Source organism: Thermococcus cleftensis, from assembly GCF_000265525.1.
GTDB lineage: Archaea > Methanobacteriota_B > Thermococci > Thermococcales > Thermococcaceae > Thermococcus > Thermococcus cleftensis.
In genome coordinates this window covers 1750253-1773373 of the sequence record NC_018015.1, presented here as the reverse complement: position 1 = coordinate 1773373, position 23121 = coordinate 1750253, and the positions used below count along the sequence as shown (strand labels likewise).

The window sequence follows — 23121 nt, the reverse complement described above, 5'->3', positions numbered from 1 at the left end:
TGGGCATGCCAATCCTACACTTGATGACAATGTTCAGTAAGGTGATGCCATGCGAATGAGAATTATGGCCATATCACTAATTGTAATAGTGATAATGGCCACCATTGGGACGGCCGCTTCAGAGTTCCTGAGCGTGGAGCAGGTTCCAGTTCAGGGAAGCGCGAAGGCCTTCATCTTTCAGCCCTCCACCCACGGGGACGTTAAGCTTCTAAAGCAGGGCCGCATCGCCGGTATCCTCACGTTCAGGAGCGAAAACAGGGCCTGGGAAAGATTGAATACCAACAACCTGCATTCAGTCCCCACCCCGCTGATCGTGTACTTCACGAAGGACGGGAAGGTTGGCGTTAAGAGCATCGTCCCGGGCAGGAAGCTGGTTCTGGAGGGAATGTTTTCGATTGAGGACGTTGCCGGGCCATCGGGGCGGCCGGATCTTGACCTTCCACTGACTGCCAGGATACGGTACAAGGTTCGCTCGCTGCTTGGAACTTCCTCATGTCCGCGGGGATACGAGGAACTGAACGCCAGGTACTGCATCATCGAAAACTGGGAGTACCTGAAGGGCTCTTACTACGCCGACTCAAGGACCTTCGTTGAGTGGGTCCCGTTTATGGGACTTAAAGTCCGGACGGAAGGGGGCAAGAAAATTGAAAGAATTGGAGCATCGTGGGGAATACAGCTAACAACCTCAACGAGAGCCGTGTGGAGCCTCAGCGTTGATGGAATTCCCGTTCTCGATTTCGGCTCATCATACTCCGGTTCAACATTGAAAGTCAGCTACGCTCCTGAACCCGATGTACGGACTGAGAATGGCTACCTCGATAGATACCTCAACCTTCCGCTGAAGTACGTAGTTGCGATATATAACATTCCTGTCTATGACAAATGGAGAAAACAGTACGCAAGTATTCCAATAGCTGGAGTGTATCCTATTGAGGTCACGATGAGCGGCTTTCATGAGGTAACAGAACGAGACTTGAACAGGAATAAGATCCTTACCGACTACCTTCTGAGTTCACACTTCCCTACAGTTAATACAGGATCAAAAGTAAAAGTCCTCAGAACTACCAGTTATGGCACGTACGACAACATAGTTTTTGAATTCCGAGGTAGTTCCAACCATAAGTTCTACTCTGTTCCGTTAGGCGGCTCTGCCGCCAGCTGGCTGTGGAGCAAACTTCCAGGCGCCGGTGCACTCTCGATAACGTTTAGTTACTCCAATACATCCCAGTCCGTTGTGACGTACGGAATTAGAGTCATGAACGCCCCCCCAAACCAGCTGTATTATGCGACGGTATTAAAAAGGGACATCGAACTCACCAAGGACAACGTTGAGCTGGCGATGTACTTTACCACCATTGATGACGGCACGGATTCTATGCCCCCGTGCTTTGGAAACGTGTGCCCAAGTTCCACGAACGAAAGGAAGACAGACGACTAAATCCCAATTTTTGCCTCTTCATTTCTCCCGAACGCTGGAAGATAAATAAAAAAGTGATCTTCACCTCAGAATCCTCATCGCGTTGAAGACCGCTATCAAGGCCACGCCGACGTCGGCAAAGACCGCCTCCCACATCGTAGCCTCTCCGAGAATTCCGAGGCCGATAAAGGCGAGCTTAACGCCGAGGGCGAAGACTATGTTCTGCCATACTATCCGCTGGGTCTTTCTGGCTATCCTGATGCCCCGGGGGAGCTTCGAGGGCTTGTCGTCCATTATGACGATATCGGCGGTCTCTATGGCAGCATCACTTCCGAGCGCTCCCATGGCAACGCCAACGTCCGCCCTGGCCAGCACGGGAGCGTCGTTTATCCCGTCGCCGACGAAGACCACCTTTCCGTCCCCCTTCTCCTTCTCGAGCTCCTCTATGACCCTCACCTTTTCCTCCGGCAGAAGCTCGGCGTAGAAGCTGTCGAGGCCAAGCTGCTTCGCTATCTCCTCCGCGACTTCCCTGCTGTCGCCGGTGACCATCACGACCTTCTTGACTCCAAGGCGCTTGAGTTCTTTCACGGCCTTCGGGGCGTCATCTTTTATCTCGTCCGAGATTATTATGTACCCGGCGTACTTCCCGTCGATGACGACGTGTGCCACGGTGCCTCTAACCCTGCACGTATCGTGTTCGATGTTGAAGCGGTGTAACAGCCTGTCGTTGCCCACGAGAACCTCGATTCCGTCAATCCTAGCCCTGACGCCGTGGCCGGCTATCTCTTCGTACTCGACTATCTCTGCCTCGTTGATTTCCTTGCCGTATGCCTCGCGTATGGCCTTCGCTATCGGGTGGTTCGAGTGAGCCTCGGCAAGGGCCGCGAACCTGATGATCTCCTCCTCGCTAAATCCGTTCCTTGTTTCCACCTTCGTGACCTTGAAAACGTCCTTTGTCAGCGTGCCGGTTTTGTCGAAGGCGACGATGCTTGCGTCCTTGAGTGCATCGAGGTAGTTGGAGCCCTTGACGAGTATCCCCTCCCTGGCGGCCTTCCCAATGCCCCCGAAGTAGCCGAGCGGGATTGAGAGCACGAGGGCGCAGGGACACGAAATCACGAGAAGGATCAGCGCCCTGTAAACCCACGTTGAAAACGGGTCTCCCGTAATCAGCGGCGGGACCGTGGCTATGAGCGCCGCTATTCCGACCACCGCTGGAGTGTAGTAGCGGGCAAAGCGGGTTATGAACTTCTCGGTCCTGGCCTTTCTGGCGCTCGCGTTTTCGACTAGTTCCAGAATTCTCGATATCGTTGACTCGTTAAGCTCCTTGGTAACCCGGACCTTGAGGACGCCGCTTAGATTGACCATGCCGGAGAGGATTTCCTCCCCTTCCCTTACCGTCCTGGGAACGCTTTCACCCGTCAGGGCGGAGGTATCAACGGTTGATTCACCCTCTATGACAACGCCATCAACGGGAACCTTTTCACCCGGCTTTACCAGGATTGTATCGCCGACCTTCAGCTCCTCCGGCTTCACCCTAACGACCTCGCCGTTCCTGAGCAGGTTAGCGTGCTCGGCCTTGAGCGCAAGCAGTGCCTTTATGGAGCGCCGTGACCTGTCCACAGCTAGGTCCTGGAAGAACTCCCCTACAACGTAGAAGAGCATGACCGCCACTCCCTCCGGATACTCCCTGATGGCGAAGGCTCCCAGCGTGGCCACCGCGATGAGGAAGTTCTCGTCGAAGACGTTGCCGTGCAGGGAGTTGATGATGGCACTTCTAAGAACCTTCCAGCCAACGAGGAGGTAGCTCGCAACGAAGACCCCGAAGACGAAGGCGTTGTCCATGCCGTAGTAATAGCGGAGTACCACCCCGATGCCAAAGAGCATGAGCGACGGGATTATGAAGTAGAGAGCCTTTTTGGGATCCTCTTCACCGTGCTCGTGGTGGTGCCCGTGGTGCGAGTGACCGTGCTCGTCCTCTTCGATGACCTCGACGTCCGGCTCGACCTTTCTGATTATCTCCTTGGCCTTCTCAACGTTGCCCTCTATAACCGCCTCCTTGGTGGCGAAGTTGACCAGTGCGAACTCAAAGCCCTCCTTTTTGAGGGCCTCCTCTATCTCGTAGGCACAGCTCGCGCAGTCGAGTCCCTCGAGCTTGAGCTTTTTTGCCATCACTTCACCTCCGAGAGATGCTCAATGGCCGTCCTCAGTATCTCCCTGATGTGCTCGTCATCGAGGCGGTAGAAGACGTTCTTGCCGTCCTTGCGGTAGGCCACTATCTTCCTGTCCTTCAGGAGTCTAAGCTGGTGAGAGACCGCCGAAACGGAGAGCCCGGTAATGGCTGAGAGGTCGCATGTGCAGAGCTCCCCGGCCTCCATGAGAGCGAGGAGTATTTTGAGCCTGGTTGGATTGCCCAGCGCGTCGAAGAAGTCCGCCATTTCAAGTATGTGCTCCTCCCCGGGGAGTTTTGCCTGGGCCTCCAGGATTTTATCCAGATGCTCCTCGTAGACCTTACACACCTCAGTCATTCTCCATCACCTCTACATTTGAGCAGTTGTGCAAATGTTCTTATAAACCTTCCCATTTCGAAACCGGTCGAAAAATCAGAGCAGGATTATCAGAATCGAAATCACCAAGGCCACTAGGAAGTAAGGAATCGAAAACCTGTGGAAGTCTGCCATACCGATTCCGGAGATGCGGAGGGCTATGAGATTCGCAAGGGAGCCGACTATAATCCCCGTTCCCCCGATGTTCACACCGAGGGTCAGGGGGAGCCAGTCGGGTCTGGAGGTCAGGAGGACCACAGTCGCGGGAACGTTGCTGATGAGCTGGCTAAGCCCCGCAGAGGCCAGGAAGAGACCCAATCCACCCGCGGGCAGGGTTAGGTCTGAAAGCAGGCCGGCAATCTCGCTGAAGTCTATGAAAATGAACGCGAAGGTGAGAACCAGCGCCCAGTCAAAGCCAAGCAGGGCTTCCCTTCCGGCTATGAGGAGCACAACCAGGGTCAGAGGAAGCGTCCACAGCCCCCTGCCGGCCTCGGCGAGAATCACGTCCGAAACCAGAAGGCCGAGTGAAGCAACGAAGAGCCTCCTTTTAACCGCCACGGGAGGCAGCCTCCCAATGGATACAGGCCCTTCCCGTATTGTGAGTGTGAAGAGCAGCAGGACAGCGAGCCAGATGCCCACCGGGAGGAGCATCGCCCGGACAAATCCCAGAAAGGAGATGCCATAGGCGTTCCAGATTATGATGTTCTGGGGGTTGCCGATCGGAGTTAGAGCGGAGCCGACGTTCGCCGCTATGGCCGAAAGCGTAACGGCGCGGGCGGTGTTTATCCCGGCCAGACGGGCGGTGATGACGACGAGGGGGATGAACACGAGCATCGCGGTGTCGTTCATTATCACTGCGGAGGAGAGGGCTATGATGGGGATAAGGAGAAGCATCAGCTTCCTCTCCGAGCCGCCGGAGAGCGAGATGAGCCGTATGGAAAGGCGGGTGAAGACCCCCGACAGCTCAAGGCCCTTCGAGACCAGTATGAGCGACGTTATCAGGGCCAGGCTCCTCCAGTCCACCAGCCCCGGGGTTCTGCCGGGAAGGGTGGGGTCGTGGAGAACCAGGACTAGGTAGAGCAGCAGTAGCGCTGTAAGGAACCACTCCCTTTCAAGGAACGTCCTGAGCCTTTCACCTGCCGTAACGCCTTACCTCCTCTGTGAGCGGATAGTCGGGGACAAGCTCCTTCCCGTCGGCCGAGACGCGTACGTGGAGGATTATAAAGGTTTCCCAGGCCACAGGGACAACCCAGCAGTCCTCCGGCTCCCTGAACTCCGCGGCATCAACGACCCTGGCCTCTTTCAGTATGGCTTCCACTCTCTCCTTGGCGCCCTCCAAGGAGGGCCGACAGTGGGGCGGGGCACCTTTGGGTGCGGGCGTTCCGGTCCGGGGGTCGTAGTGAACCCTGTCTATGGCGAAATCGAGGTACATAACGGGCACGTCTACGTGGTCCGGATGGAGTATCGGTTCCCCGGCCCTGAAGAGGGGAAGTGCCTCCCTGACAAGGGCTATCGCCCTCCCGGCATCCTCGGGTTTCAGGGGGCCGCTCTCCCTCGCGGGCACCCTCCGTATCGGCGGAAACGGAGCACTCATATCAACCACCTCCCCCACTTGCTCCGCGACCCGTAAAACCCTTACTGTTCAGGGCGACGGCCAGCGAAAATGCCATGACGAGGAGTATCTCGTACGTTTCGAGAAGGGAGGTGGAGGGAAAGGGGACGAGCGGGCCTACAAGGGCCAGGGAAAATATAAGAACAGACACAGGTCTGAGCCGCTCCGATCCGAGCCCGTAGAGGAGCGCCCCCAGGAAAAACTGGACGAAGAAGTAGGTGGAGACGAACACGTGGGGCTCGGTGCCCTCGTGGAATATGCCTATCAGGGCGAGGAAAACGGACGAGATGCTCAGGTATGCTCCTCCAACCGTCTGGAGCCTCCCCTCCGAGGTGAGGATAAGTCCAACGGAGAAAGCCAGGAGGAAGAGAGAACTAACGACCAGACCGGCGTTATAAATCCACGGTGAGTTCGCCCCAGGCCCCCCAAGGTCGCTCAGGGCGTTCTTCCAGAAGGAGAACCAGGGATTTCTCGATATGCTCCAGGCGACGAAAGACCAGTAGACTAGAGCGCCCATGAAACCGAACCATACGAGTTTCTCCCTCACTGTTCCCCCCGTAGATGGTTGGCGGTGGGGCGTAAAAAGGTTGGTCATGCTCGAGTTTCAGGAGGTTTTTAAAGCCCGAAGTCTACCCCCCTTGGTGATGGCATGGAGTTCTTCGAGGTTCTCAGAAAAAGAAGGAGCGTGAGGCGCTTCCAGGAGAGGCCGGTTCCCCGCAAACTTGTGGAAAAGCTCCTTGAGGCTGCCTTCCTGTCACCGAGTTCTTTCAACAGGAGGCCGTGGCACTTCATCGTGGTTGATGACAGGGAAAAGCTCCTGGCGCTTTCAAAGGCAAAGCTCGGCGCCTCTGGCCTGGCAACGGCACCCCTGGCAATAGTCGTTACCGCCGACGAAAGCAGAAGCGACGTCTGGGTGGAAGATTCCAGCATAGCGGCGGAACACATACAGCTGGCGGCGTTCGACCTCGGCCTGTCGTCGTTCTGGGTGCAGATAAGGAACAGAATGCACGATGATAAAAAGACGGCGGAGGAATACGTGAGGGAGCTCCTCGGAATCCCCGAGAACTACCGAGTGGTGTGCATAATAGGCGTCGGCTATCCCGCGGAGAAAAAGCCTCCCCACGGCGATGAGGTTTTTGAGTGGGACAAGGTGAGCTACAACCGCTTTGGTGAAGCGTGGAAGAAACCGTGACACAGTCCTGTCCAGTGAACGGGGCTTCAAGAAAAGGCTTTTTAACCCCTCCTAAAAGGTTATCAAGGTGAAGCCGGTGCGCAGGGCGCTTTTCGTCATCACACTTCTGCTGATATTCGCTGGCCTCGTGAGCGCCGGAACCGTCAGCTACGGCAGCCTGACGTTTCACGACATCACAACGGAGAGTGAACTCAACTCCCTGGTGGCAGAGCACAACGGAGAGTATTTCTTCATCTTCTACTACTCGGAGAGCTGTCCTGCGTGCAGCTACATGAAAACACAGGTTTTTCCCACTTCGGAGGCAGAAAAGGCCCTCCGGGGGCTTGTACTGCTCTCAGTGGACGTCCACAGGGCCCGCTCAATCACGAACCTCAGATACAGGGTCTACGACCCGGTGATAGTCATTCAGCCGGACAACGCTGGCTACTACCGGCCCAAAAACCCCGGGGAGGAAATAAGCGTCGGTGTCCCTGGAACGCCAACGATGGTGATATTCCAGGCCGTGAACGGGACGATGGTCCTGAAGGGAGTGGCTGTGGGAGCTTTGAACCCAGAAGGCCTGGCATACTTTGTCGAGAAAGCAGCTGGAGGCGCAACCGAGATCCGAGCCGAAGAAACACCGAACACCACAGAAGAAAGCAGGGAAGAGTCCACCCGCAACCTCAGCCCGGCCGTTCTCCTGCCGATATTCTCCGCGGGGATTCTTAGCGTGTTCTCCCCTTGCGTCCTCCCTATCATCGTCGGAACGCTCTCCCTCACCTTCGCGAGGAGAAAGGTCGAGGCAATAATAGCGGGAATGGTGGCCTCTTTCGCCCTGCTCGGGGCGCTCGTTGGAAGCCTCGGTTCCTACGCCTCCCAGATACAGGGGGCACTCTACCTGATAGGTGGAATCGGCTTTGTGATAATTGGCGCGAGCTTCATAAGTGAACGCTTTAGTGCGAGGCTCGAAAGGTTCCTAAGCTTCTCGCCGGCCGACAGGGTATCTGGAAAAAGGGGCCTGGCCTACGACTTCGCCCTTGGCTCCGCCCTGGGGGCGACCTGGCTCGGTTGCATAGCGCCATACGTCGGCTTTGCGGTCATAACGGCCGCGCTGAGCGGGGACACTCTGAGCGGGATTATTGTGATGGGCACCTACGGCCTTGGAATGGGGCTGACGGTTTACCTGCTGACCGCCTCGAAGGACCTCGGGGAGTGGGTGAACAGGAAGTTCCTCTCGAACAGGCTTTCGCTAGGTGGAAGAGGTAAAGCCAGGTGGGAAATTGTCCTCGGGGCGGTGCTCATATTCCTAGGCCTGCTGATGCTGACGGAGCTTACTCCTCTCAAGCTCTGGAGCTCGCTCTTTGAATCGCTCTCACAGCTCTAAGGAGGTGGTTTGATGTACAGGTACAGGAGAAAACTTAGCCTGGGCCTCGAGGAGGCCGAGGAGAAGTTTAAGGCAAAGCTGAAGGAGAGGGGATACAAGGTCGTCCTTGAGTTCACGCCGAGCGAGGTAGTGAAGGCCAACCTCGGCGTGGACATGGAGCCGTACAGGATTCTCTGGGTCTGCAACCCCAAGATATTCTACGAGATGACGAAGGAGGACTACGAGATAGGCTCCTTTGCACCGTGCCCGGTGCTCTTCTATCAGAAGAACGGCGAAACCTACGTAGCCATAAACACCGCCGACGACGCTGTGGGGATAATGAAAGAGCCCCTCGAGCTCGTAAAGGAGGTCATCGAGGGGCTTTGATCTCTCTTTTTTGACAAAAAGAGAATCACTCGGAGAACTGGAGGAGGGTTGCTCTGAACTGGGTCCTCTCTGGCCAAGCTCCCTGTCGAGCATGAAGAGGCCGTTCGGATTGTCGCCTATAATCCCGAGCTTGTCCACGATTGCCTTGGCGGTGGCCTCCTCTTCAACCTGCTCCACGAACCACTGGAGAAACTGGTAGGTCGCGCGGTCCTTCTCCTCCTCCGCGATGTCCACGAGCCTGTAGATGGACTCGGTGACGCCGACCTGCTCAACCGCTCGCTGAAGGACAGGGGCGTTACCTTCGCCTGATCTTTCGAGCTTTTAATTTACCCATTTCCGTCCTTAACTTTTTGGTCAAGAAAGGCTTTTTATCCTTCCGCACCAAATAGGTTCGGTGACAGGAATGCCCGATGTGAAAGTTGAAAGGATTCTTGAGGATCCGGAGCTCTACATAATCCGGGTCGATGATGACAGGATAAAGTACTTCGAGGCCACCTGGGACATCCCGGAGGGGATAACCTACAACGCCTACCTGATGAAGCTTGACGGTGCGACGGTTCTCTTCGACCTGAGCAAGAGGGAGTACACGGAGCTCTTCATGGAGGCACTCAAAAAGCTCGTTGATCCTGAGGAAATCACCCACGTTGTAATCCACCACACTGAGCCCGACCACACAGGGGCGCTACCGGCCTTCCTTGAGGCCAACGGCTACAGGGCCAAGCTCATAGGCACGAGCTTCGCCAAGCGCTTCCTGGAGGGCTTCTACGGCGAGAAGGTCGTTGAGAACTTCCACGCCATTAAGGACGGCGAGGAGATGAGGATCGGCGGCAAGACCTTCCGCTTCATAACCGTCCCCTGGCTCCACTGGCCGGACACGATGATAACCTACGTTGTCGAGGACAAGCTAATCTTCTCCTGCGACGCCGGTGGCGGCTACGGGATTCCAAAAACGATAGACGACAGTGACGAGGAGGTCGTGAGGGAGTACCTCCCGCACGTGACGAAGTACATCGTTACCGTCATAGGCCACTACCACAAGTACATCGTTCAGAACATCAAGAAGCTCAAGGCCATGGGGATAGTGGACGAGGCCCAGATGATACTCCCCGGCCACGGGCTGATATGGAAGAAGAACCCCGCCAGGATATTCGAGCACTACGAGAGGGTTGGGGCGGGAGTTCCGACGGAGGGCAAGATTCTCGTGCTCTACGACTCTATGTACGGCTTTGTTGAGAGTAGAATGGAGATAGTGCTCGACGAGCTTAAGAGGCTCGGGAAGAAACCGGTCGTTTACCGCTTCACGGATAAGGAAGCTCCCGCTGTGAGCGACATACTGGGGGAAGTCCCGGACAGCGAGGCGATAATCATCGGCGCCTCGACCTTCGAGGCCGACGTGCACCCGCGCGTGAGGTACGCGCTCCTCGAGATACTCGACAAGGCCAACTACGAGAAGCCGGTCCTCATCGTCGGCGCCTTCGGCTGGGGCGGCGTCGCCGGAAAGAAGATAGAGACCCTCATCTCGAGGAGCAAGTTCGACCACGTCGATACCGTTGAGAGCCGCGGTATGCCCCGGCCGGAGGACAAGGAGAGGCTCAGGGAAGGGGTCATGAAACTCCTCAGCTGGCTGTGACGAAAACCAAAGGTTTGAAAACCGTTATATATTTTCTCTCCCATTTCCTTTACGGTGTTCCCCGTGGTTGAGAAAGCCATGACTAGAAAGTTTCTGGAGGACGCCTTCGCAGGCGAAAGCATGGCCCACATGAAGTACCTGATTTTCGCGGAGCAGGCCGAGAAGGAAGGCTACCCCAACATCGCAAAGCTCTTTAGAGCCATAGCCCACGCCGAGTTTGTCCACGCCAAGAACCACTTCATAGCCCTCGGCAAGCTTGGAAGTACTCCGGAGAACCTTCAGGCCGGTATAGACGGCGAGACCTACGAGGTTGAGGAGATGTATCCCGTCTTCAAGAACGCCGCCGAGTTCCAGGGCGAGAGGGAAGCTGTCAGGACGACCCACTACGCCCTGGAGGCCGAGAAGGTACACGCCGAGCTGTACGCCAAGGCCAGAGAAAAGGCCGAGAGTGGGGAGGATATCGAGATAAAGAAGGTCTACATCTGCCCGGTCTGCGGCTACACAGCGGTTGATGAAGCCCCCGAGTACTGCCCGGTGTGCGGTGCCCCGGGAGATAAGTTCGTGGTCTTTGAGTGAACATTTCGCTTTTCCATTTCTCAAGTTTGAACCGCAAACCTTATAAGGGCGGACTAATAACATTGAGATGAGGCGATATTAATGGCCAAATGGAAATGCATAGTCTGCGGCTACATCTACGATGAAGAGGAAGGTGACGAGGACGCCGGAATAGCCCCGGGAACCAGGTTTGAAGACCTTCCTGAGGAATGGATCTGCCCGCTCTGCGGTGCGCCCAAAGATCAGTTTGAAAAGATAGAGTGAGGTGGTTGAGATGCTTAGCGGAACCATAAAGAGTGGGGACTGGAAGGGGGAGAAGCACGTCCCCGTTATAGAGTACGAGAAGGACGGCGACCTTGTCAAGGTCGAGGTCTCTGTTGGGAAGGAGATACCGCACCCGAACACGCCCGAGCACCACATAGCCTGGATAGAGCTCTACTTCCACCCCGAGGGGGAGAACTTCCCGATTCTCGTCGGCAGGGTTGCCTTCACCAACCACGGCGACCCGCTGACCGAGCCGAGGGCGGTCTTCTTCTTCAGGACTCAGAAGAAGGGCAAGCTCTACGCGCTCAGCTACTGCAACATTCACGGCCTCTGGGAGAACGAGGTCGCGCTCGAGTGATTTCTCCGCCCCAACCCCCCTTTTTGAGTCGCCCCACTTAGGATTCGGTAGGAGGGCTTTATCTTCTAATGACCGTAACAGGGGGGTCTGCCCCTTCGGGGGTTCGGCTTAAATCCTCGTCAGTGTCGGGGAGGTTCGAGGAATCTCATTAAGCCCAAATCTAAACGGGGATTCTCAGCCCGTCTGAGAGCGCCTTCCTCCCATTACCAAATATCACTCGGATTCGTGCGGGGCGCCCTCGCCGGAGGGAACAGAAAACGGGACTCCCTTCCGCACCATCGACAGGTGCTGACAGGCTACCACCTCCTAACCCTTGAGAAATGGCATAATTACCCATACCTAGCCTCGACCGTTACCGGGGCATCTTCTCTCACCATACCCTTAGAGTTACCCAAAACCGGCCAGGAAGGCTTATAACTGGACACGAGAAAGGCCTCCAGGTGAGAAAAATGAAGGTTTACATGCCGGGCAGGGAATGGCCGGAGCACTACCGGGCAGTTCTGGACGAGCTGGCCAAGATAACCGACCCAGTTACCGGAGGCGATATTCTTGACTCCGGTGTCGTCGCCGGACTGGAGGTTGGAGAGGACACCCTGAAGGTCTGGCTCAACTTCGAGAGCCACGCCGAGTACAACCTGACGGGGGCGAGCGCGATAGCGTACTCCAAGATTATCGGCGATATCATCGAGCGCTTCGCCCTGGTGAAGTTCCAGAACGTCTACGTCTACGACCTCAAGAACAACCCCGTCGGGGTTTTTGAGAACAAGAAGGGCTACACAATCGAGGACATAAGTCAGGAGAAGGTCTGAGCCGTGGGGCTCTTTGACTTTCTCAAACCCCAAAAAACACCAAAACGAGGCCCGAGGAGAGACCTTCCACCGGAGGTTTCCGAAGTTGTTAAAATCCTGGAAAAGGTAAAGGACCCTGAAACGGGGCTGAACATCGTGGAAGAGGGTCTTCTCTACGGTTTAACGGTGAAAGAAAACACCGTTGAGGTTTTTCTTTTAATGGCCCGTGCAACACCGGAGTGCCCTGCATGTCAGATGCTGGCCATCAACGTTCAGAACAAGATCTTGGATAGTCTCCTAGCCGTCATGAAAAGAAAGGGATTCGAGAGAGTCCGGGTCTACAACGAACTCGGCCTTCTGCTGGCGGAGGGATAAACCTGGCACCTTATAGCTCCACCCTTATTCCCGTCTCCTCCTCGACCTCTTCAAAGCCTTCCTTCATATACTTCCCCAGCTCGGGGTCGATTTCGAGGAGCACCGCGAGGAACTCCCCAACGTGCTCCTTCTCCTCGTTGGCGACGTCGTAGAAGATGTGCTTTATCCTCTCATCTTCAACAAGCTCGGCCAGTTGCTCGTAGAAGCTTATGGCGTCGAGCTCGGCCTCGATGGCCCAGCGCAGGGCCTGAGCGATTTCCCTCTTTGAGAGGGGCTTCTCCCGTCCGATAAGGTAGGGTTTTTCGGCAAGCATAGGGCACCACCACATTCACTCTCAAATAGCTGGAATAAAAGAAAACACCTCTCGCAGGGCTTCAGTCCACCTCCAGGCTGAAGTCCTGGTAGTCCATCCAGATGCCGGTCTTCATGACGGAATCATACTGGGCCCTCAAAAGCTCGTAGTGAGATTTCTCAACCCTGGCGAGCTCCTCGAAGACCCTCCTGACGGGCTCGTGCTCCGACTCTTTAGCCGCTTTCTCGTAGAACTCCCAGGTTCTCTTCTCCTGCTCCATTCCTATCCTGACGGCATCGACCTCGCTCAGGTTTTCGTTTTCGACCTCAACGAGAAGCTCCTTAAGGAGCTCGCGGTTCACCGCGGGGAGTTCGCATTTCTCTATGAGCTTCTCGACGAACTTTTCCTCGAACAGCTCCCAGTGGCCGGCCTCCTCCCTCGCGAGGAAGAGGAACATTCTCTTTGCCTTTTCATCGCCCGCCTTCCTGGCCAGGTTCAGATAGAATTTCAGCTCGGCCTTCTCGACCTCGAGGGCAAGGGCCAAAGCCTCAAGCTCGTCCACAGTATCACCGGAAAAATTTATGACATCAACCCTAATAACCTTTGGGACCGGAAATGGGGATTGAGAGTGTAGAGAATCCGCTCGAGCTTAAGGGAGAGCTGGTTCGCTTTGTCCACAGGGTTTATCGGGGAACGAACGGTGCCTACCCGGCGCTTGAATGGGTGGAGGAGAAGCCGGCTCCAGATGACTTCGAGGGATTTAGGGAAGTTTACGAGCCCTTCCTCGAGTTCAGGCTGGGGAAAGAGTTTGATGAACTCTACGTGCTGAGGGACGATGATGGAGCAATCGCCGGAACCGTGGCGCTGGTCTACAACCTCGAAGGCAAGGCCCTCTGGTGGGTGCCGGAGGAGATAAAGGGGGAGAAAACCGGGCTCATCGAGTTCTTCATGGTCGATCCAGAGTACAGGGGCCGGGGCTACGGCTCAAAGCTCCTGGAGTTCGCTATAGAGAGACTTAGGGAGCTCGGCAGGGAAGCGTACGTCATAACCTTCCCCGAGCTTGAGGCTTATTCATATTATATAAAAAAGGGCTTCGTCAAGGTGATGGACTACCACGAGTTCGTGGTGCTGAGAAAAACATAGCTGGGGGACTAGCTCCCTTCCGGAGGCCGGAACATGGCCCCGATTTGCCCACGAATCTCATGGAACCGGCCCTTCAGGTAAACCTTTCCGCCGCTGATGACCACCCCGTAGTCGGCAAGCGCCTCAAATGGCTCCCATACGTGGCTTATGATGACAAAACTTCTGCCCCGTTCTTTCCATCTTTTGATTATGCCGACGATCTCAGGGACGCTCTCAAAGTCAAGGTTGGCCAGCGGCTCGTCGAGGAACACAACCTCGGGTTCCCCCACGAAGGCCTGCGCGAGGGAAAGGCGCTTCAGCATTCCGGAGGAGTAGCCGTCTATCCTCCTGTCGAGGGCTTCCTCAATGCCGAAGAGCCTGGCGGCTTTTTCGACATCACCCGGATTCGCGCCCCGCACTCGAGCAATGAACTCCAGCCACTCCCTCCCCGTGGTGAGCTTGGGAAACCTGCCGGGATCGAAGGCCACGCCGATGCCCCTCCTGGCCTCGGGGTGCCGCCAGGGGTCCTTTCCAAGGAGCCTCACTGTGCCTTTCGTTGGCCTGTATAGGCCGAGCGAGACCTTCATGAAGGTGCTCTTCCCGCCGCCGTTGGGGCCGAGTATCAGGGTCAGACCTTCCGGTATTTCCACCGTAATCCCCTGGAGGGCCTTTATCGGTCCGAAGTACTTGTGGAGGTTCTGGGCCTCGATTATCGCCTTCATTTCCTGACACCCCCGATGAGCGTCAGCGCCAGAAGCCCGCCGAAGGCCACAGAAGCCCACAGATGGGCCGACTTCTGCTCCCCGGGGAACCCGACATCGACGGGGGTTATCGTTATGGTGATGCCCTGAGTGGAGTTCCCGCTGAACTCGTAGAAGCCGGGGTGGGGGAAGACCAGCGCGAAGGCCCTGTTGCCCTCCACCTCCCCGGTGAATATTACCTCCCCGGTCTGGACGTCCTTCACCCGGAACTCCCCCGTCCCCACGGCGTAGAGCTTCACCGAGGCCATTGAGGATACGTACACCGCACTCCTTTCCCGCCCCGACACGAAGGCTGTCTTGTAGTGAACGTCGCTCGGTTTGAGGTTCGACTGCAGGGCCAGGGAGATCAGCGAGACGAGCATGAGGGTAAGGAGGAGCGCCCGGAAGAGCCTCATCTCACGTCCCTCCAGTTGCCTATCAGCAGGTAGAGAACCAGGAACACCAGCGCCGGAAGAAGGGTCAGTTTAAGAAAACCCCAGGAGAACACTGGGTCGCTCCGGATCGAGATTGCGGCCGGCCTGTAGTTTACGAGAACGTTCCGCCACGGCACCGGCCCGTACCACGTCGTCCCTAGGAAGAGGGGGAGGTAGAGGGCCACGAAACCCCCAAAGATCGAGACGTAGGCGTTCGGCGAGAGCACGGCCACGAGGGCCGCGAGGGAGACCATGAAGAGCAGCACCATGAGATAGAACCACGCCACCGGGACCGCGTGGGTCACAAGGACACCGGCAACTGCATCGGGCGTGGCCGAGAAGTGGAGGGCAAAGACGAGGAGGTGAACGGCAAACACGAAGAGGAAGAGCGCAAGGAGCGCCGCCAGGAACTTGGCCAGCAGTACCTCAACCCTGGAAAGGGGGAGGGAGTAGACCGAAAGGGCAACGCCCTCGTCCCTCTCCAGCCTCACGGCCAGCGTTATGATGAAGGGAACCAGTATCGCCAGGAGCAGGTAAACGTCGCCGGTGAAGGCCTCCCTAAAGATTGAACCCAGTATCTCAACCCCGTACGGCCCTCCCCTGGAACCGGCGCTCCAGGTGAGGTAGTACCTCTTCATCACCGTCCCGATGAGAACCGCCCCGGCGGAGATGAGGGCAAGGTTTAGGGGGGAGCGGAGCTCCCAGCGGAGGATTTCCTTCACCGCCTCCACCTCCACAGGAGGAGCGCGCCGAGAACCACCGCAACACCAACGACGGCAAAGAGGGCGGTTCTGGACGGGCCTTCCTCCGGAAGCTCCTCGGCCCGGGTGAAGTCTATGTTCGTCCCCGCCAGGACGAGGCCGAAGGGCGGCATCTTGTTGCTCTCCTTGATTTCCCTCTCGTGCTCCCTGGCAAACTCTGTGTCCTGGATCACGGCGTTGCTTATGCCTAAGGCCTCCCACAGTGGGCTGAAAGGAGTAAAGAAGGCTATCGCCAGGCCGCTTGAACCATCGTAGAGAATAACGTCCTTCCCCGAGATCCCTGGAAGGCTCATCATGTTCGTATGGGCCATGTAAACCGGGGCGTTGAAGTCGCCGTAGTAGGTCATCGCCGTCGAGTTTATCATTCTGACCGTTTCAATTTTCAGTCCGGGCAGTATCTCAAGCCCGGTCACGTTGGCAGGGTTCTCGACCCAGAGGAAGTTCCCGCCGGCCAGCGTGCCGTTCACGTAGATCTCTCCCGTTGTCAGATCGATCTCAACAACCCCGGCCCTGCTGAAGTTCTCGGGCGTGTAGGATCTGTTGAACAGCCTCCCCTCCCCGTCTTCGACCACCAAACCAACCACGCGCCGTGCCGTCCGCTCGTAATAGCTGTTCTCACACACCGTCACGTTGCCCCCCGTGACTGGCACCTCCAGGCAGTCTCCACCGGTGAAGTTGTAGCGCCCCTGGTACTTCCGGAGAAGGGCCATCGCCTCACCCTCACCCAGGGTGGAATACTCCTCCCGGGTGCAGTTGAACCCGAGGAGCAGGAGGGACACCCTGGCTTTATCGCCGGAGACCTTGAGGGCGCGCCACGTGAACTCGACGTGGGGACAGTAGTATGTGACGTTCCCGGCTGAAGTGCTCATGCCGATTGACAGCTGGCCCCTGGCGACGTACCTGGCGTAGACCCCCTCCCCGAACCAGTAGGGTGTTGCCGAAGTAGGGGGCACCAGCAGGAGAAGGAGGGCCAGAACCGGCACCAACCGTTTCATGGTATCTCCCCCAGGGCATGAAAACCGTTCTGGATACATCGCCCCCCCCAACGGGGTTCTGCACTCAATGTTACATTAATGTCGCTTATTAATCTTTCGGTGTTCGAAAGTTTCTCGCAAACAACCCTGTAAAACAATGCAAGACATCTAAGAGCGCGAAGGGCTCCAAAATGGGAGAGAGTAATAAAAAGGTCAGAAGTTGAAGTTTATATCCTTCATCAGCTGGTCGTAGAACTCCTCGCGGTAGATGTCGGGGTAGCGGGTTATGTACTCGTACTGCTTCCTCAGAAGGTTGTAGTGGTTGCGCTCCATGTCCGCGAGCATCTCAAGGACGAGGCGCGTGTTCTCGGTGGCGGCGTAGCCGGCCAACTCGTGGTAGAGCTTCTCGCTGACCAGTTCCGCCTTCATGGCTACCTCGTAAATCTCGTCGATGTTTAGGTCTGGCTTCTTTATGACCTCGCCCATCTTCTCGGCGATGACTTTGAACTCACCCATCACATCTATCTCAATCTTCTTCGGCTCGGTCCTGCCGCCGATGAACTTCTCGGCCATCTTCTCTATTATCTCGCGGTGCCTGTCCTCCTCCCTCGCCAGAAACAGCAGTTCGTCCCGAATGATGTCGCTCTTGACGACAGAAGCGAGCTTCTCGTAGGCCTCCTTGGCCCTCATTGCAATCTCAAAAACTTCCCTGTCAGTTATCTCCATCAAGAATCACCACTACATTATAATCCAAAGAGACTATTAATGCTCTGGTTACACAAGCCGAATGTTTCAATGGGCAAAAATGGACACCATCTCCTGTCGTCGACATAACGACAAATATTTCATGAGAAGTTGATTGAATGACAGCAAATCTAGGGATAGTATTTTAAACCCCTTCAACCTACGGGGGCACCAATGGGGGGAAAGAAGATGTCCCGGAAAAAGGCGACGGTTAGAACGTATTTCAAGGAGCCAAATATGAGGTGCCTCAGCGTACCGGCCCTTCCGGTGAGCTACCGCCATCATTGACTCTTCTGGAACTTCGTTAGGCCCGGATAGTTCTGAAACTGCTGATTTTGTGAACAAAACTCGGGAGGGGTTAGTGTGAGAAAGGGCTTGCTGGCCGAGTCAGAGAAACTGTCGGAGATTAGCAGGTATCTGAGACGAACCTTTGAGCTGTGGGGCTACCGCGAGGTTTTCCTGCCGGCTATTGAGGAGTACAGCGAGAACCTGAGGAAGGGGACAAAGTTCGCCTACAACAACGGGTTCTACGTCATAAAACCCGACATAACCTCGCAGATACTGGAGAACATCAAGGAGCCGCCCGAGAAGCTCAAGCTCTACTACATCAGCGAGGTTCTTGACGGAGGGATTAGGGGACAGTGGCAGGCTGGAGTGGAGTACATCGGCGGGGACGTTACGAAGATGGCTACGGAAGTCCTCCTCACGGTCATAACCTCCCTCGAAGCCCTGGGGATAGAGGAGTTCTACATAGACATCGGAAGTCTGAAGGTCTGGGAAAAGGCCACCGAAGACGTGAAGGAGTTCCGGAAGGAAATCTACAGGGCGCTCGTGAGGAGGAACTTTGAGATAATAGAGCGCCTCCCGATAAGCGTGGAAAAGAAGGAAGAGCTCTGGAGGCTCTTCAACTTCTGGGGAAAGGAGAGCGGCTATAGAAAACTCGACAGAATAGTCGAGGCGGTTGATGACGAAAGGCTGTTCATAGACTTCGGCACAGTCAGGCCTCTCCCCTACTACCGCGACATACTCTTCGAGGTGTACTCTCCGGAACTTGGGAAACCCCTCGGAGGAGGCGGGGAGTACACCTTCAAGGGAAAGCCGGCTTTTGGCTTTGCCTTTGATATGGGGGCACTTTCAAGGCTTTTCAGAAAGAGGGGGGACAGGAACCGGAAAAAGCTGAGAGGGGAACTCAGGGAAGTCTTTGCCGGGGCAAAAAGGCTCGTGAGAATGGGCATCCCGGTGGAGGTGGAGTGAATGAAGCGTTCCAACGGCTCCCCAATAAGGTTCGTCCTCCCCAAGGGGCGGCTTCTTCCCGGCTCTCTCGAAATCCTCCAGAGGGCTGGAATCGAGCTGAGGCCCCCAGCAGAGAGGAGGCTCATCGAAAGAATCGGCAGCTATGAGGTTCTCCTTGCAAGGGCCTTTGACGTTCCCGTTTACGTGGAGTACGGAATCGACGTCGGCATCTCCGGGAGCGATGTGGTGGAGGAGCGCGGAAGCGACGTCCTCATACCCCTTGAACTGCCCTTCGGAAAGTGCAGGTTGAGCCTGGCCATGCCGGCTGAGAGCACCGTCAAGCCCGAGGATATGGACGGCTACCGGATAGCCACCAAGTATCCAGGGATAACGAGGCGGTTCTTTGAGATGCTCGACGTCGAGGTGGAAATCCTGAAGCTCCACGGGAGCATCGAGCTGGCCCCGAAGATAGGGATAGCCGACGCCATCGTGGACATAGTCGAGACCGGAAACACGCTGAGGGCAAACGGTCTGGTCGAGGTTGAGAAGATAATGGACGTCTCCGCCCTGCTACTCGTCAACAGAATAGCCCAGAAAACGAAGTTCGAGGAGATAAACGAACTCGTGTGGAAGGTTAAGGAGGTGATTGGAGATGGATTTTGAGCTTGAGAGATACGTCGCCGGAATACTGCGGGATATTCGGGAGAGAGGTAATGATGCCGTAAAGGAGTACTCCATCAGGTTCGACGGCTACGCCGGCCCGTTCCGTGTGACCGAGGATGAGTTCGAGGAGGCCGCGCGAAGCATTCCCAGGAGGGACAGGGAGATAATCCTCCGCACCGTTAAACGCCTGTGGGAGTACCACGAGAGGCAGATGGAAAGGGAACGGCTCTTCATCAAAAACGGCTCCCTCTACGGGATAATCTACCGTCCGGTAAGGAGGATAGGAATCTACGTGCCCGGCGGAAAACCGCTACCCTCGACGCTGATGATGGTGGCAGTCCCAGCAAAAATCGCGGGCGTTAAGGAGATAGCGGTCACAATCCCGCCAAAGGACGGAAAGGTGAACCCCTACGTCCTCTACGTTGCAAAACTGCTCGGCATCACCGAGGTCTACAAGCTCGGTGGAATCCAGGCGATAGGTGCGATGGCCTATGGAATTGGCATGAAGAAGGTGGACAAAATATTCGGCCCCGGAAACAGGTTCGTCAACGAGGCCAAGAGGCAGGTTTTCGGGGTCGTTGGCATAGACAGCCTCGCCGGGCCGTCGGAGATAGCGGTGATAGCGGACGAAACGGCAGAGAAAGAGTACGTTCTGGCCGACCTTCTCAGCCAGCTGGAGCACGGGAAGGACAGCAGGGCCTGGCTCCTCACGACCTCAGGGGAACTCGCGGAGTTCTGCTCCCGCGAGGGGATAGAGGTTGTCCTCTGCGAAAACTTAGAGGAGTGCGTTAGGAGGGCCAACGAGATAGCGCCGGAGCACCTTGAGATAATCACGGAGAGACCGATGGAGCTCGTTGACCTCATCGAGAACGCCGGGGCGATTTACCTGGGCCCCTACACGCCGGTTCCGGCGGCTGATTACTTCCTCGGCGTCAACCACGTCCTGCCAACCGGAGGGGCGGCGAAGTTCAGCGGTGTCTTAACTGTGAGGGACTTCCTCAAGCCTATAAGCCTTGCAGGGGTGAGCAGAGAGGAGTTCCTCGCGGAGAGGGAGCTGGGTCTTCGCTTGGCCGAGATAGAGGGAATGGCCTTCCACAGGAGGAGCATGGAGGTGAGGAGATGAGAAGAACAACGAGGGAGACAGACGTAACGGTCGAGCTTGATTCGGAAGGGGGCATCGGGACGGGCGACAGGGTGCTCGACCACCTCCTCACCGCCCTCTTCTTCTACATGGGGCGGGAGGCGAAAGTAGAGGCCACCTACGACCTCAGGCACCACCTGTGGGAGGACGTCGGGATAACCCTCGGAGAGGAGCTTCGCTCAAAGCTCCCGGGGAAGTTCGCCCGCCTCGGGAGCGCGGTGATGCCGATGGACGACGCGCTCGTGGTGGTGGCGGTGGACATCTCGGGGAGGCCCTACGTAAGCCTTGAACTGTCCTTCGAGGAGGAAGAGGAGGGGTTTGAGAAAGCCCTTGTGAGGGAGTTCCTGTGGGGGCTGGCGCGGTCGCTGAAGGCAACGGTCCACGTGAAAACGCTGAGCGGGGTCAATGCCCACCACGTCATCGAGGCGGCATTCAAGGGACTCGGCGTCGCCCTCGGGAAGGCAGTCCGGGAGAGCGGGAAGCTTGAGAGCACGAAGGGCCTGCTGGAGGTGTGAGGGTGATAGCGATAGTTGACCTCGGCATAGGGAACCTCGCCAACGTGAGGAAGGCCCTCGGCGGGAAGATAACCGGCGACCCCTACGAGATAGAGAGGGCTGAGAAGATAGTCCTGCCCGGCGTTGGAAACTTCGGGGCCGTGATGGACAGGCTTGAACCCCTCAGGGGCCTCATACTCGACGCCATAAACGACGGGAAGCCCTTCCTGGGGATATGCCTCGGCCTTCAGCTGCTCTTCGAGGGGAGCGAGGAAAGCCCGGGGAAGCCCGGTCTGGGGGTCTTCAGAGGGAACGTGGTGAGGTTTCGGGGCGTCAGAACGCCGCACATCGGCTGGAACCAGCTCTGGCTCAGAAAGGAGTGCCCCCTCTTTGAGGGAATTAAAGATGGAGCGTACTTCTACTTCGTCCACTCCTACCACGCGGTCCCGGAGGAGGACATCGTTGCGGGCATCACCGACTACGAGTCAAAGGGGCAGAGAGTCGTCTTCACCTCGGCGGTGTGCAGGGACAGCGTTTACGCCGTCCAGTTTCACCCGGAGAAGAGCGGGAGAAACGGGCTTACCGTGATGAGGAACTTCAGGGGGCTTTAGAATGGAGGTTTATCCCGCGATAGACCTGATGGGTGGAAAAGCGGTGAGGCTCTACAAAGGGAGGAGAGAGAAAGTCAGGGTCTACGGCGAGCCGGTTGAGATAGCGGAGCGGTTCGCCGAGCTCGTGGACAAAATCCACATAGTCGACCTGGACGGGGCCTTTGAAGGCTTTCCCCGGAACCTTGACGTTGTCAGGGAGATAATCGAGGAGATCGGGCTGAGGGTTCAGCTCGGTGGGGGCCTCAGGAGCTATGAAGCCATCGCCAAGGCCTACGAAGTCGGCGTGGAGAACGCCATACTCGGAACGAAGGCCCTCGACTTGCGTTTCCTTGAGAGGATAACCGAGGAGTTTGAGGGCATAACGGTCAGCCTCGACTCGCGGAACGGGAGGATAGCCGTGAGGGGCTGGCTTGAGAGTGGAATGCCGGTTAGAGAAGCCTATGAAATGCTGAAACCCTACGTGAACCGCTTTATTTACACCTCCGTTGAGAGGGACGGCACACTGACGGGAATAGAGGAAATCGAGAGGTTCTGGCAAAGCGGGGAGTTCATCTACGCCGGGGGAGTTTCGAGCGCCGAAGACGTGAGAAAGCTTGCGAAAATCGGCTTTTCGGGGGTCGTGGTCGGAAAGGCTCTCTATGAGGGCCTTGTTACTCTTGAGGAGCTTCTGGAGGTGGCAAAATGCTCGCCAAGCGAATAATAGCGGCCCTGGACATAAAGGACGGAAGGGTCGTCAAGGGGATAAAGTTCAGGAACATACGCGACGCCGGCGACCCGGTCGAGCTGGCGAAACGCTACGAGGCGGAGGGAATAGACGAGATAGTCTTCCTCGATATAACGGCGTCGTACGAAAGGAGAAAAATCCTGCTCGGGCTGGTCGAGAGGATAGCCGGGGAGATATACGTCCCCTTCACGGTCGGCGGCGGCATAAGGGCTGTTGAGGAGGCGAGGGAGATAATCAAGCGGGGGGCGGATAAGGTCTTCATCAACACGGCGGCGGTTGAAAGGCCGGAACTGGTGAGGGAGATTGCCGAGATAGTCGGCACCGCCAACCTCGTGGTGGCAATCGACGCCAGGTGGAACGGCTCCTTCTGGGAGGTCTACACCCACGGCGGAAGGAAGCCGAGGGAAATTGATGCGGTCGAGTGGGCGAGAAGGGTTGAGGGGCTGGGCGCGGGCGAGATACTGCTCACGAGCATGGACACCGACGGAACGAAGGGGGGCTTCGACATACCCCTGACGAGGGCCGTCGCGGAGGCAGTTGATATACCGGTCATAGCCTCTGGCGGAGCTGGAAAACCGGAGCACTTCTACGAGGCCTTTAAGGCTGGGGCTGAAGCGGCTCTTGCGGCTTCAATCTTCCACTACGGGGAATACACCGTCGGCGAGCTGAAGGGGTACCTGGCTGAGAGGGGAGTCCCCGTGAGGCTGGACTACTGAGGTGGTAGC

At 56.8% G+C, this 23121-nt stretch carries 30 protein-coding genes and 1 pseudogene; 18 read left to right on the top strand and 13 right to left on the bottom strand.

What is annotated here, in order from left to right; genetic code table 11:
• The first annotated feature begins 55 nt into the window (after positions 1-55).
• Positions 56-1438 carry a hypothetical protein gene (locus CL1_RS09555; RefSeq protein WP_014789679.1) on the top strand — a complete coding sequence of 461 codons (1383 nt, stop codon included), beginning with the start codon at positions 56-58 and terminating at the stop codon, positions 1436-1438.
• Positions 1439-1498: 60 nt separating this feature from the next.
• On the opposite strand, the gene CL1_RS09550 is transcribed toward CL1_RS09555, so the two are convergent.
• The 5 genes from CL1_RS09550 to CL1_RS09530 all read right to left on the bottom strand — a co-directional run bounded on the left by CL1_RS09550 (position 1499) and on the right by CL1_RS09530 (position 6119).
• Positions 1499-3586, bottom strand: a complete 2088-nt coding sequence (locus tag CL1_RS09550; RefSeq protein ID WP_014789678.1) for a heavy metal translocating P-type ATPase — start codon at positions 3584-3586, stop codon at positions 1499-1501.
• Positions 3586-3942, bottom strand: a complete 357-nt coding sequence (locus tag CL1_RS09545) for an ArsR/SmtB family transcription factor (RefSeq protein WP_014789677.1) — start codon at positions 3940-3942, stop codon at positions 3586-3588. The genes CL1_RS09550 and CL1_RS09545 overlap by 1 nt, the downstream gene beginning before the upstream one ends.
• A gap of 75 nt (positions 3943-4017) precedes the next feature.
• Positions 4018-5043 carry an SLC13 family permease gene (locus CL1_RS09540; protein ID WP_335324042.1) on the bottom strand — a complete coding sequence of 342 codons (1026 nt, stop codon included), beginning with the start codon at positions 5041-5043 and terminating at the stop codon, positions 4018-4020.
• Positions 5044-5092: 49 nt separating this feature from the next.
• On the bottom strand, positions 5093-5554 hold the full coding sequence (locus CL1_RS09535; RefSeq protein WP_014789675.1) for a hypothetical protein: 462 nt from the start codon (positions 5552-5554) through the stop codon (positions 5093-5095).
• A gap of 1 nt (position 5555) precedes the next feature.
• Positions 5556-6119 carry a DUF998 domain-containing protein gene (locus tag CL1_RS09530; protein WP_014789674.1) on the bottom strand — a complete coding sequence of 188 codons (564 nt, stop codon included), beginning with the start codon at positions 6117-6119 and terminating at the stop codon, positions 5556-5558.
• 102 nt (positions 6120-6221) lie between these two features.
• Between CL1_RS09530 and CL1_RS09525 the strand changes: the two genes are divergently transcribed.
• From CL1_RS09525 to CL1_RS09515, 3 genes are all read left to right on the top strand, one after another.
• Positions 6222-6764, top strand: a complete 543-nt coding sequence (locus CL1_RS09525) for a nitroreductase family protein (RefSeq protein WP_014789673.1) — start codon at positions 6222-6224, stop codon at positions 6762-6764.
• A 76-nt stretch (positions 6765-6840) separates the two neighbouring features.
• Positions 6841-8127 carry a cytochrome c biogenesis protein gene (locus CL1_RS09520; RefSeq protein WP_014789672.1) on the top strand — a complete coding sequence of 429 codons (1287 nt, stop codon included), beginning with the start codon at positions 6841-6843 and terminating at the stop codon, positions 8125-8127.
• Positions 8128-8139: 12 nt separating this feature from the next.
• Positions 8140-8493, top strand: coding sequence for a DUF302 domain-containing protein (locus tag CL1_RS09515; protein WP_014789671.1), 354 nt, complete (start codon positions 8140-8142; stop codon positions 8491-8493).
• Between the two features lie 138 nt (positions 8494-8631).
• Here the strand turns inward: CL1_RS09515 and CL1_RS10905 are convergent.
• Positions 8632-8742 (bottom strand): annotated as a pseudogene (locus CL1_RS10905) (ferritin-like domain-containing protein); the annotation flags it as partial.
• A gap of 154 nt (positions 8743-8896) precedes the next feature.
• Between CL1_RS10905 and CL1_RS09510 the strand changes: the two are divergent.
• From CL1_RS09510 to CL1_RS09485, 6 genes are all read left to right on the top strand, one after another.
• The gene (locus tag CL1_RS09510; RefSeq protein WP_014789670.1) at positions 8897-10123 is read left to right on the top strand and encodes an FprA family A-type flavoprotein; all 1227 of its coding nucleotides are present in this window, start codon (positions 8897-8899) and stop codon (positions 10121-10123) included.
• Positions 10124-10201: 78 nt separating this feature from the next.
• Positions 10202-10699: a rubrerythrin family protein gene (locus CL1_RS09505; RefSeq protein ID WP_048152458.1), complete on the top strand. Its 498-nt coding sequence runs from the start codon at positions 10202-10204 to the stop codon at positions 10697-10699.
• Positions 10700-10780: 81 nt separating this feature from the next.
• On the top strand, positions 10781-10942 hold the full coding sequence (gene rd / locus CL1_RS09500) for a rubredoxin (RefSeq protein ID WP_014789668.1): 162 nt from the start codon (positions 10781-10783) through the stop codon (positions 10940-10942).
• A gap of 10 nt (positions 10943-10952) precedes the next feature.
• Positions 10953-11300, top strand: a complete 348-nt coding sequence (locus tag CL1_RS09495; RefSeq protein ID WP_014789667.1) for a class II SORL domain-containing protein — start codon at positions 10953-10955, stop codon at positions 11298-11300.
• Positions 11301-11749: 449 nt separating this feature from the next.
• Positions 11750-12109, top strand: a complete 360-nt coding sequence (locus CL1_RS09490) for an iron-sulfur cluster assembly protein (RefSeq protein WP_014789666.1) — start codon at positions 11750-11752, stop codon at positions 12107-12109.
• Between the two features lie 3 nt (positions 12110-12112).
• Entirely contained in the window at positions 12113-12463 is a 351-nt protein-coding gene (locus CL1_RS09485; protein WP_014789665.1) for an iron-sulfur cluster assembly protein, read from the top strand.
• A gap of 10 nt (positions 12464-12473) precedes the next feature.
• Here the strand turns inward: CL1_RS09485 and CL1_RS09480 are convergent, their stop codons facing one another.
• Entirely contained in the window at positions 12474-12776 is a 303-nt protein-coding gene (locus CL1_RS09480; protein WP_014789664.1) for a ferritin family protein, read from the bottom strand.
• A gap of 61 nt (positions 12777-12837) precedes the next feature.
• On the bottom strand, positions 12838-13317 hold the full coding sequence (locus CL1_RS09475; protein WP_014789663.1) for a ferritin-like domain-containing protein: 480 nt from the start codon (positions 13315-13317) through the stop codon (positions 12838-12840).
• A 53-nt stretch (positions 13318-13370) separates the two neighbouring features.
• Here CL1_RS09475 and CL1_RS09470 point away from each other — a divergent pair, with 53 nt between their 5' ends.
• Complete coding sequence (locus tag CL1_RS09470) at positions 13371-13898, top strand: GNAT family N-acetyltransferase (RefSeq protein WP_014789662.1); 528 nt, start codon at positions 13371-13373, stop codon at positions 13896-13898.
• Positions 13899-13906: 8 nt separating this feature from the next.
• Here the strand turns inward: CL1_RS09470 and CL1_RS09465 are convergent, their stop codons facing one another.
• The 5 genes from CL1_RS09465 to CL1_RS09445 form a co-directional block, all read right to left on the bottom strand.
• Positions 13907-14599: an ABC transporter ATP-binding protein gene (locus CL1_RS09465; protein ID WP_014789661.1), complete on the bottom strand. Its 693-nt coding sequence runs from the start codon at positions 14597-14599 to the stop codon at positions 13907-13909.
• Positions 14596-15033 (bottom strand): hypothetical protein, encoded by a 438-nt coding sequence (locus tag CL1_RS09460; protein ID WP_014789660.1) that lies wholly within the window; start codon positions 15031-15033, stop codon positions 14596-14598. The genes CL1_RS09465 and CL1_RS09460 overlap by 4 nt, the downstream gene beginning before the upstream one ends.
• The gene (locus CL1_RS09455; protein ID WP_014789659.1) at positions 15030-15773 is read right to left on the bottom strand and encodes an ABC transporter permease; all 744 of its coding nucleotides are present in this window, start codon (positions 15771-15773) and stop codon (positions 15030-15032) included. Before CL1_RS09455 ends, CL1_RS09460 begins: the two co-directional genes overlap by 4 nt.
• Positions 15770-16807 (bottom strand): hypothetical protein, encoded by a 1038-nt coding sequence (locus tag CL1_RS09450; protein WP_014789658.1) that lies wholly within the window; start codon positions 16805-16807, stop codon positions 15770-15772. Before CL1_RS09450 ends, CL1_RS09455 begins: the two co-directional genes overlap by 4 nt.
• A 192-nt stretch (positions 16808-16999) precedes the next feature.
• Positions 17000-17512 carry a ferritin-like domain-containing protein gene (locus tag CL1_RS09445; protein WP_014789657.1) on the bottom strand — a complete coding sequence of 171 codons (513 nt, stop codon included), beginning with the start codon at positions 17510-17512 and terminating at the stop codon, positions 17000-17002.
• A 381-nt stretch (positions 17513-17893) separates the two neighbouring features.
• Between CL1_RS09445 and CL1_RS09440 the strand changes: the two genes are divergently transcribed.
• Genes CL1_RS09440 through hisF form a run of 7 tightly spaced genes read left to right on the top strand, consistent with a single transcriptional unit; the run spans position 17894 to position 23112 of the window.
• On the top strand, positions 17894-18784 hold the full coding sequence (locus CL1_RS09440; RefSeq protein WP_014789656.1) for an ATP phosphoribosyltransferase regulatory subunit: 891 nt from the start codon (positions 17894-17896) through the stop codon (positions 18782-18784).
• Between the two features lie 24 nt (positions 18785-18808).
• A complete protein-coding gene (gene hisG, locus CL1_RS09435; RefSeq protein ID WP_048152454.1) occupies positions 18809-19426 on the top strand; it encodes an ATP phosphoribosyltransferase in 618 nt (205 codons plus the stop codon).
• Positions 19416-20549: a histidinol dehydrogenase gene (gene hisD / locus CL1_RS09430; RefSeq protein ID WP_014789654.1), complete on the top strand. Its 1134-nt coding sequence runs from the start codon at positions 19416-19418 to the stop codon at positions 20547-20549. Before hisG ends, hisD begins: the two co-directional genes overlap by 11 nt.
• Positions 20546-21082 (top strand): imidazoleglycerol-phosphate dehydratase HisB, encoded by a 537-nt coding sequence (hisB, locus tag CL1_RS09425; protein WP_014789653.1) that lies wholly within the window; start codon positions 20546-20548, stop codon positions 21080-21082. Before hisD ends, hisB begins: the two co-directional genes overlap by 4 nt.
• Before the next feature lie 2 nt (positions 21083-21084).
• Entirely contained in the window at positions 21085-21672 is a 588-nt protein-coding gene (gene hisH, locus CL1_RS09420; RefSeq protein ID WP_014789652.1) for an imidazole glycerol phosphate synthase subunit HisH, read from the top strand.
• Between the two features lies 1 nt (position 21673).
• Complete coding sequence (gene hisA / locus CL1_RS09415) at positions 21674-22372, top strand: 1-(5-phosphoribosyl)-5-((5-phosphoribosylamino)methylideneamino)imidazole-4-carboxamide isomerase (RefSeq protein ID WP_014789651.1); 699 nt, start codon at positions 21674-21676, stop codon at positions 22370-22372.
• A complete protein-coding gene (gene hisF, locus CL1_RS09410; protein WP_014789650.1) occupies positions 22354-23112 on the top strand; it encodes an imidazole glycerol phosphate synthase subunit HisF in 759 nt (252 codons plus the stop codon). The genes hisA and hisF overlap by 19 nt, the downstream gene beginning before the upstream one ends.
• Positions 23113-23121 lie beyond the last annotated feature (9 nt).

What these genes read in the sequence shown, in the direction of transcription:
- hisB (WP_014789653.1), top strand. Translation starts at nt 20,546, where the DNA reads ATGAGAAGAACAACGAGGGAGACAGACGTAACGGTCGAGCTTGATTCG.
- rd (WP_014789668.1), top strand. Translation starts at nt 10,781, where the DNA reads ATGGCCAAATGGAAATGCATAGTCTGCGGCTACATCTACGATGAAGAG.
- CL1_RS09445 (WP_014789657.1), bottom strand. Translation starts at nt 17,512, where the DNA reads ATGGAGATAACTGACAGGGAAGTTTTTGAGATTGCAATGAGGGCCAAG.
- CL1_RS09465 (WP_014789661.1), bottom strand. Translation starts at nt 14,599, where the DNA reads ATGAAGGCGATAATCGAGGCCCAGAACCTCCACAAGTACTTCGGACCG.
- hisF (WP_014789650.1), top strand. Translation starts at nt 22,354, where the DNA reads ATGCTCGCCAAGCGAATAATAGCGGCCCTGGACATAAAGGACGGAAGG.
- CL1_RS09525 (WP_014789673.1), top strand. Translation starts at nt 6,222, where the DNA reads ATGGAGTTCTTCGAGGTTCTCAGAAAAAGAAGGAGCGTGAGGCGCTTC.
- CL1_RS09545 (WP_014789677.1), bottom strand. Translation starts at nt 3,942, where the DNA reads ATGACTGAGGTGTGTAAGGTCTACGAGGAGCATCTGGATAAAATCCTG.
- CL1_RS09510 (WP_014789670.1), top strand. Translation starts at nt 8,897, where the DNA reads ATGCCCGATGTGAAAGTTGAAAGGATTCTTGAGGATCCGGAGCTCTAC.
- CL1_RS09470 (WP_014789662.1), top strand. Translation starts at nt 13,371, where the DNA reads ATGGGGATTGAGAGTGTAGAGAATCCGCTCGAGCTTAAGGGAGAGCTG.
- CL1_RS09555 (WP_014789679.1), top strand. Translation starts at nt 56, where the DNA reads ATGAGAATTATGGCCATATCACTAATTGTAATAGTGATAATGGCCACC.
- CL1_RS09505 (WP_048152458.1), top strand. Translation starts at nt 10,202, where the DNA reads ATGACTAGAAAGTTTCTGGAGGACGCCTTCGCAGGCGAAAGCATGGCC.
- CL1_RS09490 (WP_014789666.1), top strand. Translation starts at nt 11,750, where the DNA reads ATGAAGGTTTACATGCCGGGCAGGGAATGGCCGGAGCACTACCGGGCA.
- CL1_RS09535 (WP_014789675.1), bottom strand. Translation starts at nt 5,554, where the DNA reads ATGAGTGCTCCGTTTCCGCCGATACGGAGGGTGCCCGCGAGGGAGAGC.
- CL1_RS09550 (WP_014789678.1), bottom strand. Translation starts at nt 3,586, where the DNA reads ATGGCAAAAAAGCTCAAGCTCGAGGGACTCGACTGCGCGAGCTGTGCC.
- hisD (WP_014789654.1), top strand. Translation starts at nt 19,416, where the DNA reads ATGGATTTTGAGCTTGAGAGATACGTCGCCGGAATACTGCGGGATATT.
- CL1_RS09495 (WP_014789667.1), top strand. Translation starts at nt 10,953, where the DNA reads ATGCTTAGCGGAACCATAAAGAGTGGGGACTGGAAGGGGGAGAAGCAC.
- CL1_RS09515 (WP_014789671.1), top strand. Translation starts at nt 8,140, where the DNA reads ATGTACAGGTACAGGAGAAAACTTAGCCTGGGCCTCGAGGAGGCCGAG.
- hisA (WP_014789651.1), top strand. Translation starts at nt 21,674, where the DNA reads ATGGAGGTTTATCCCGCGATAGACCTGATGGGTGGAAAAGCGGTGAGG.
- CL1_RS09460 (WP_014789660.1), bottom strand. Translation starts at nt 15,033, where the DNA reads ATGAGGCTCTTCCGGGCGCTCCTCCTTACCCTCATGCTCGTCTCGCTG.
- CL1_RS09450 (WP_014789658.1), bottom strand. Translation starts at nt 16,807, where the DNA reads ATGAAACGGTTGGTGCCGGTTCTGGCCCTCCTTCTCCTGCTGGTGCCC.
- CL1_RS09480 (WP_014789664.1), bottom strand. Translation starts at nt 12,776, where the DNA reads ATGCTTGCCGAAAAACCCTACCTTATCGGACGGGAGAAGCCCCTCTCA.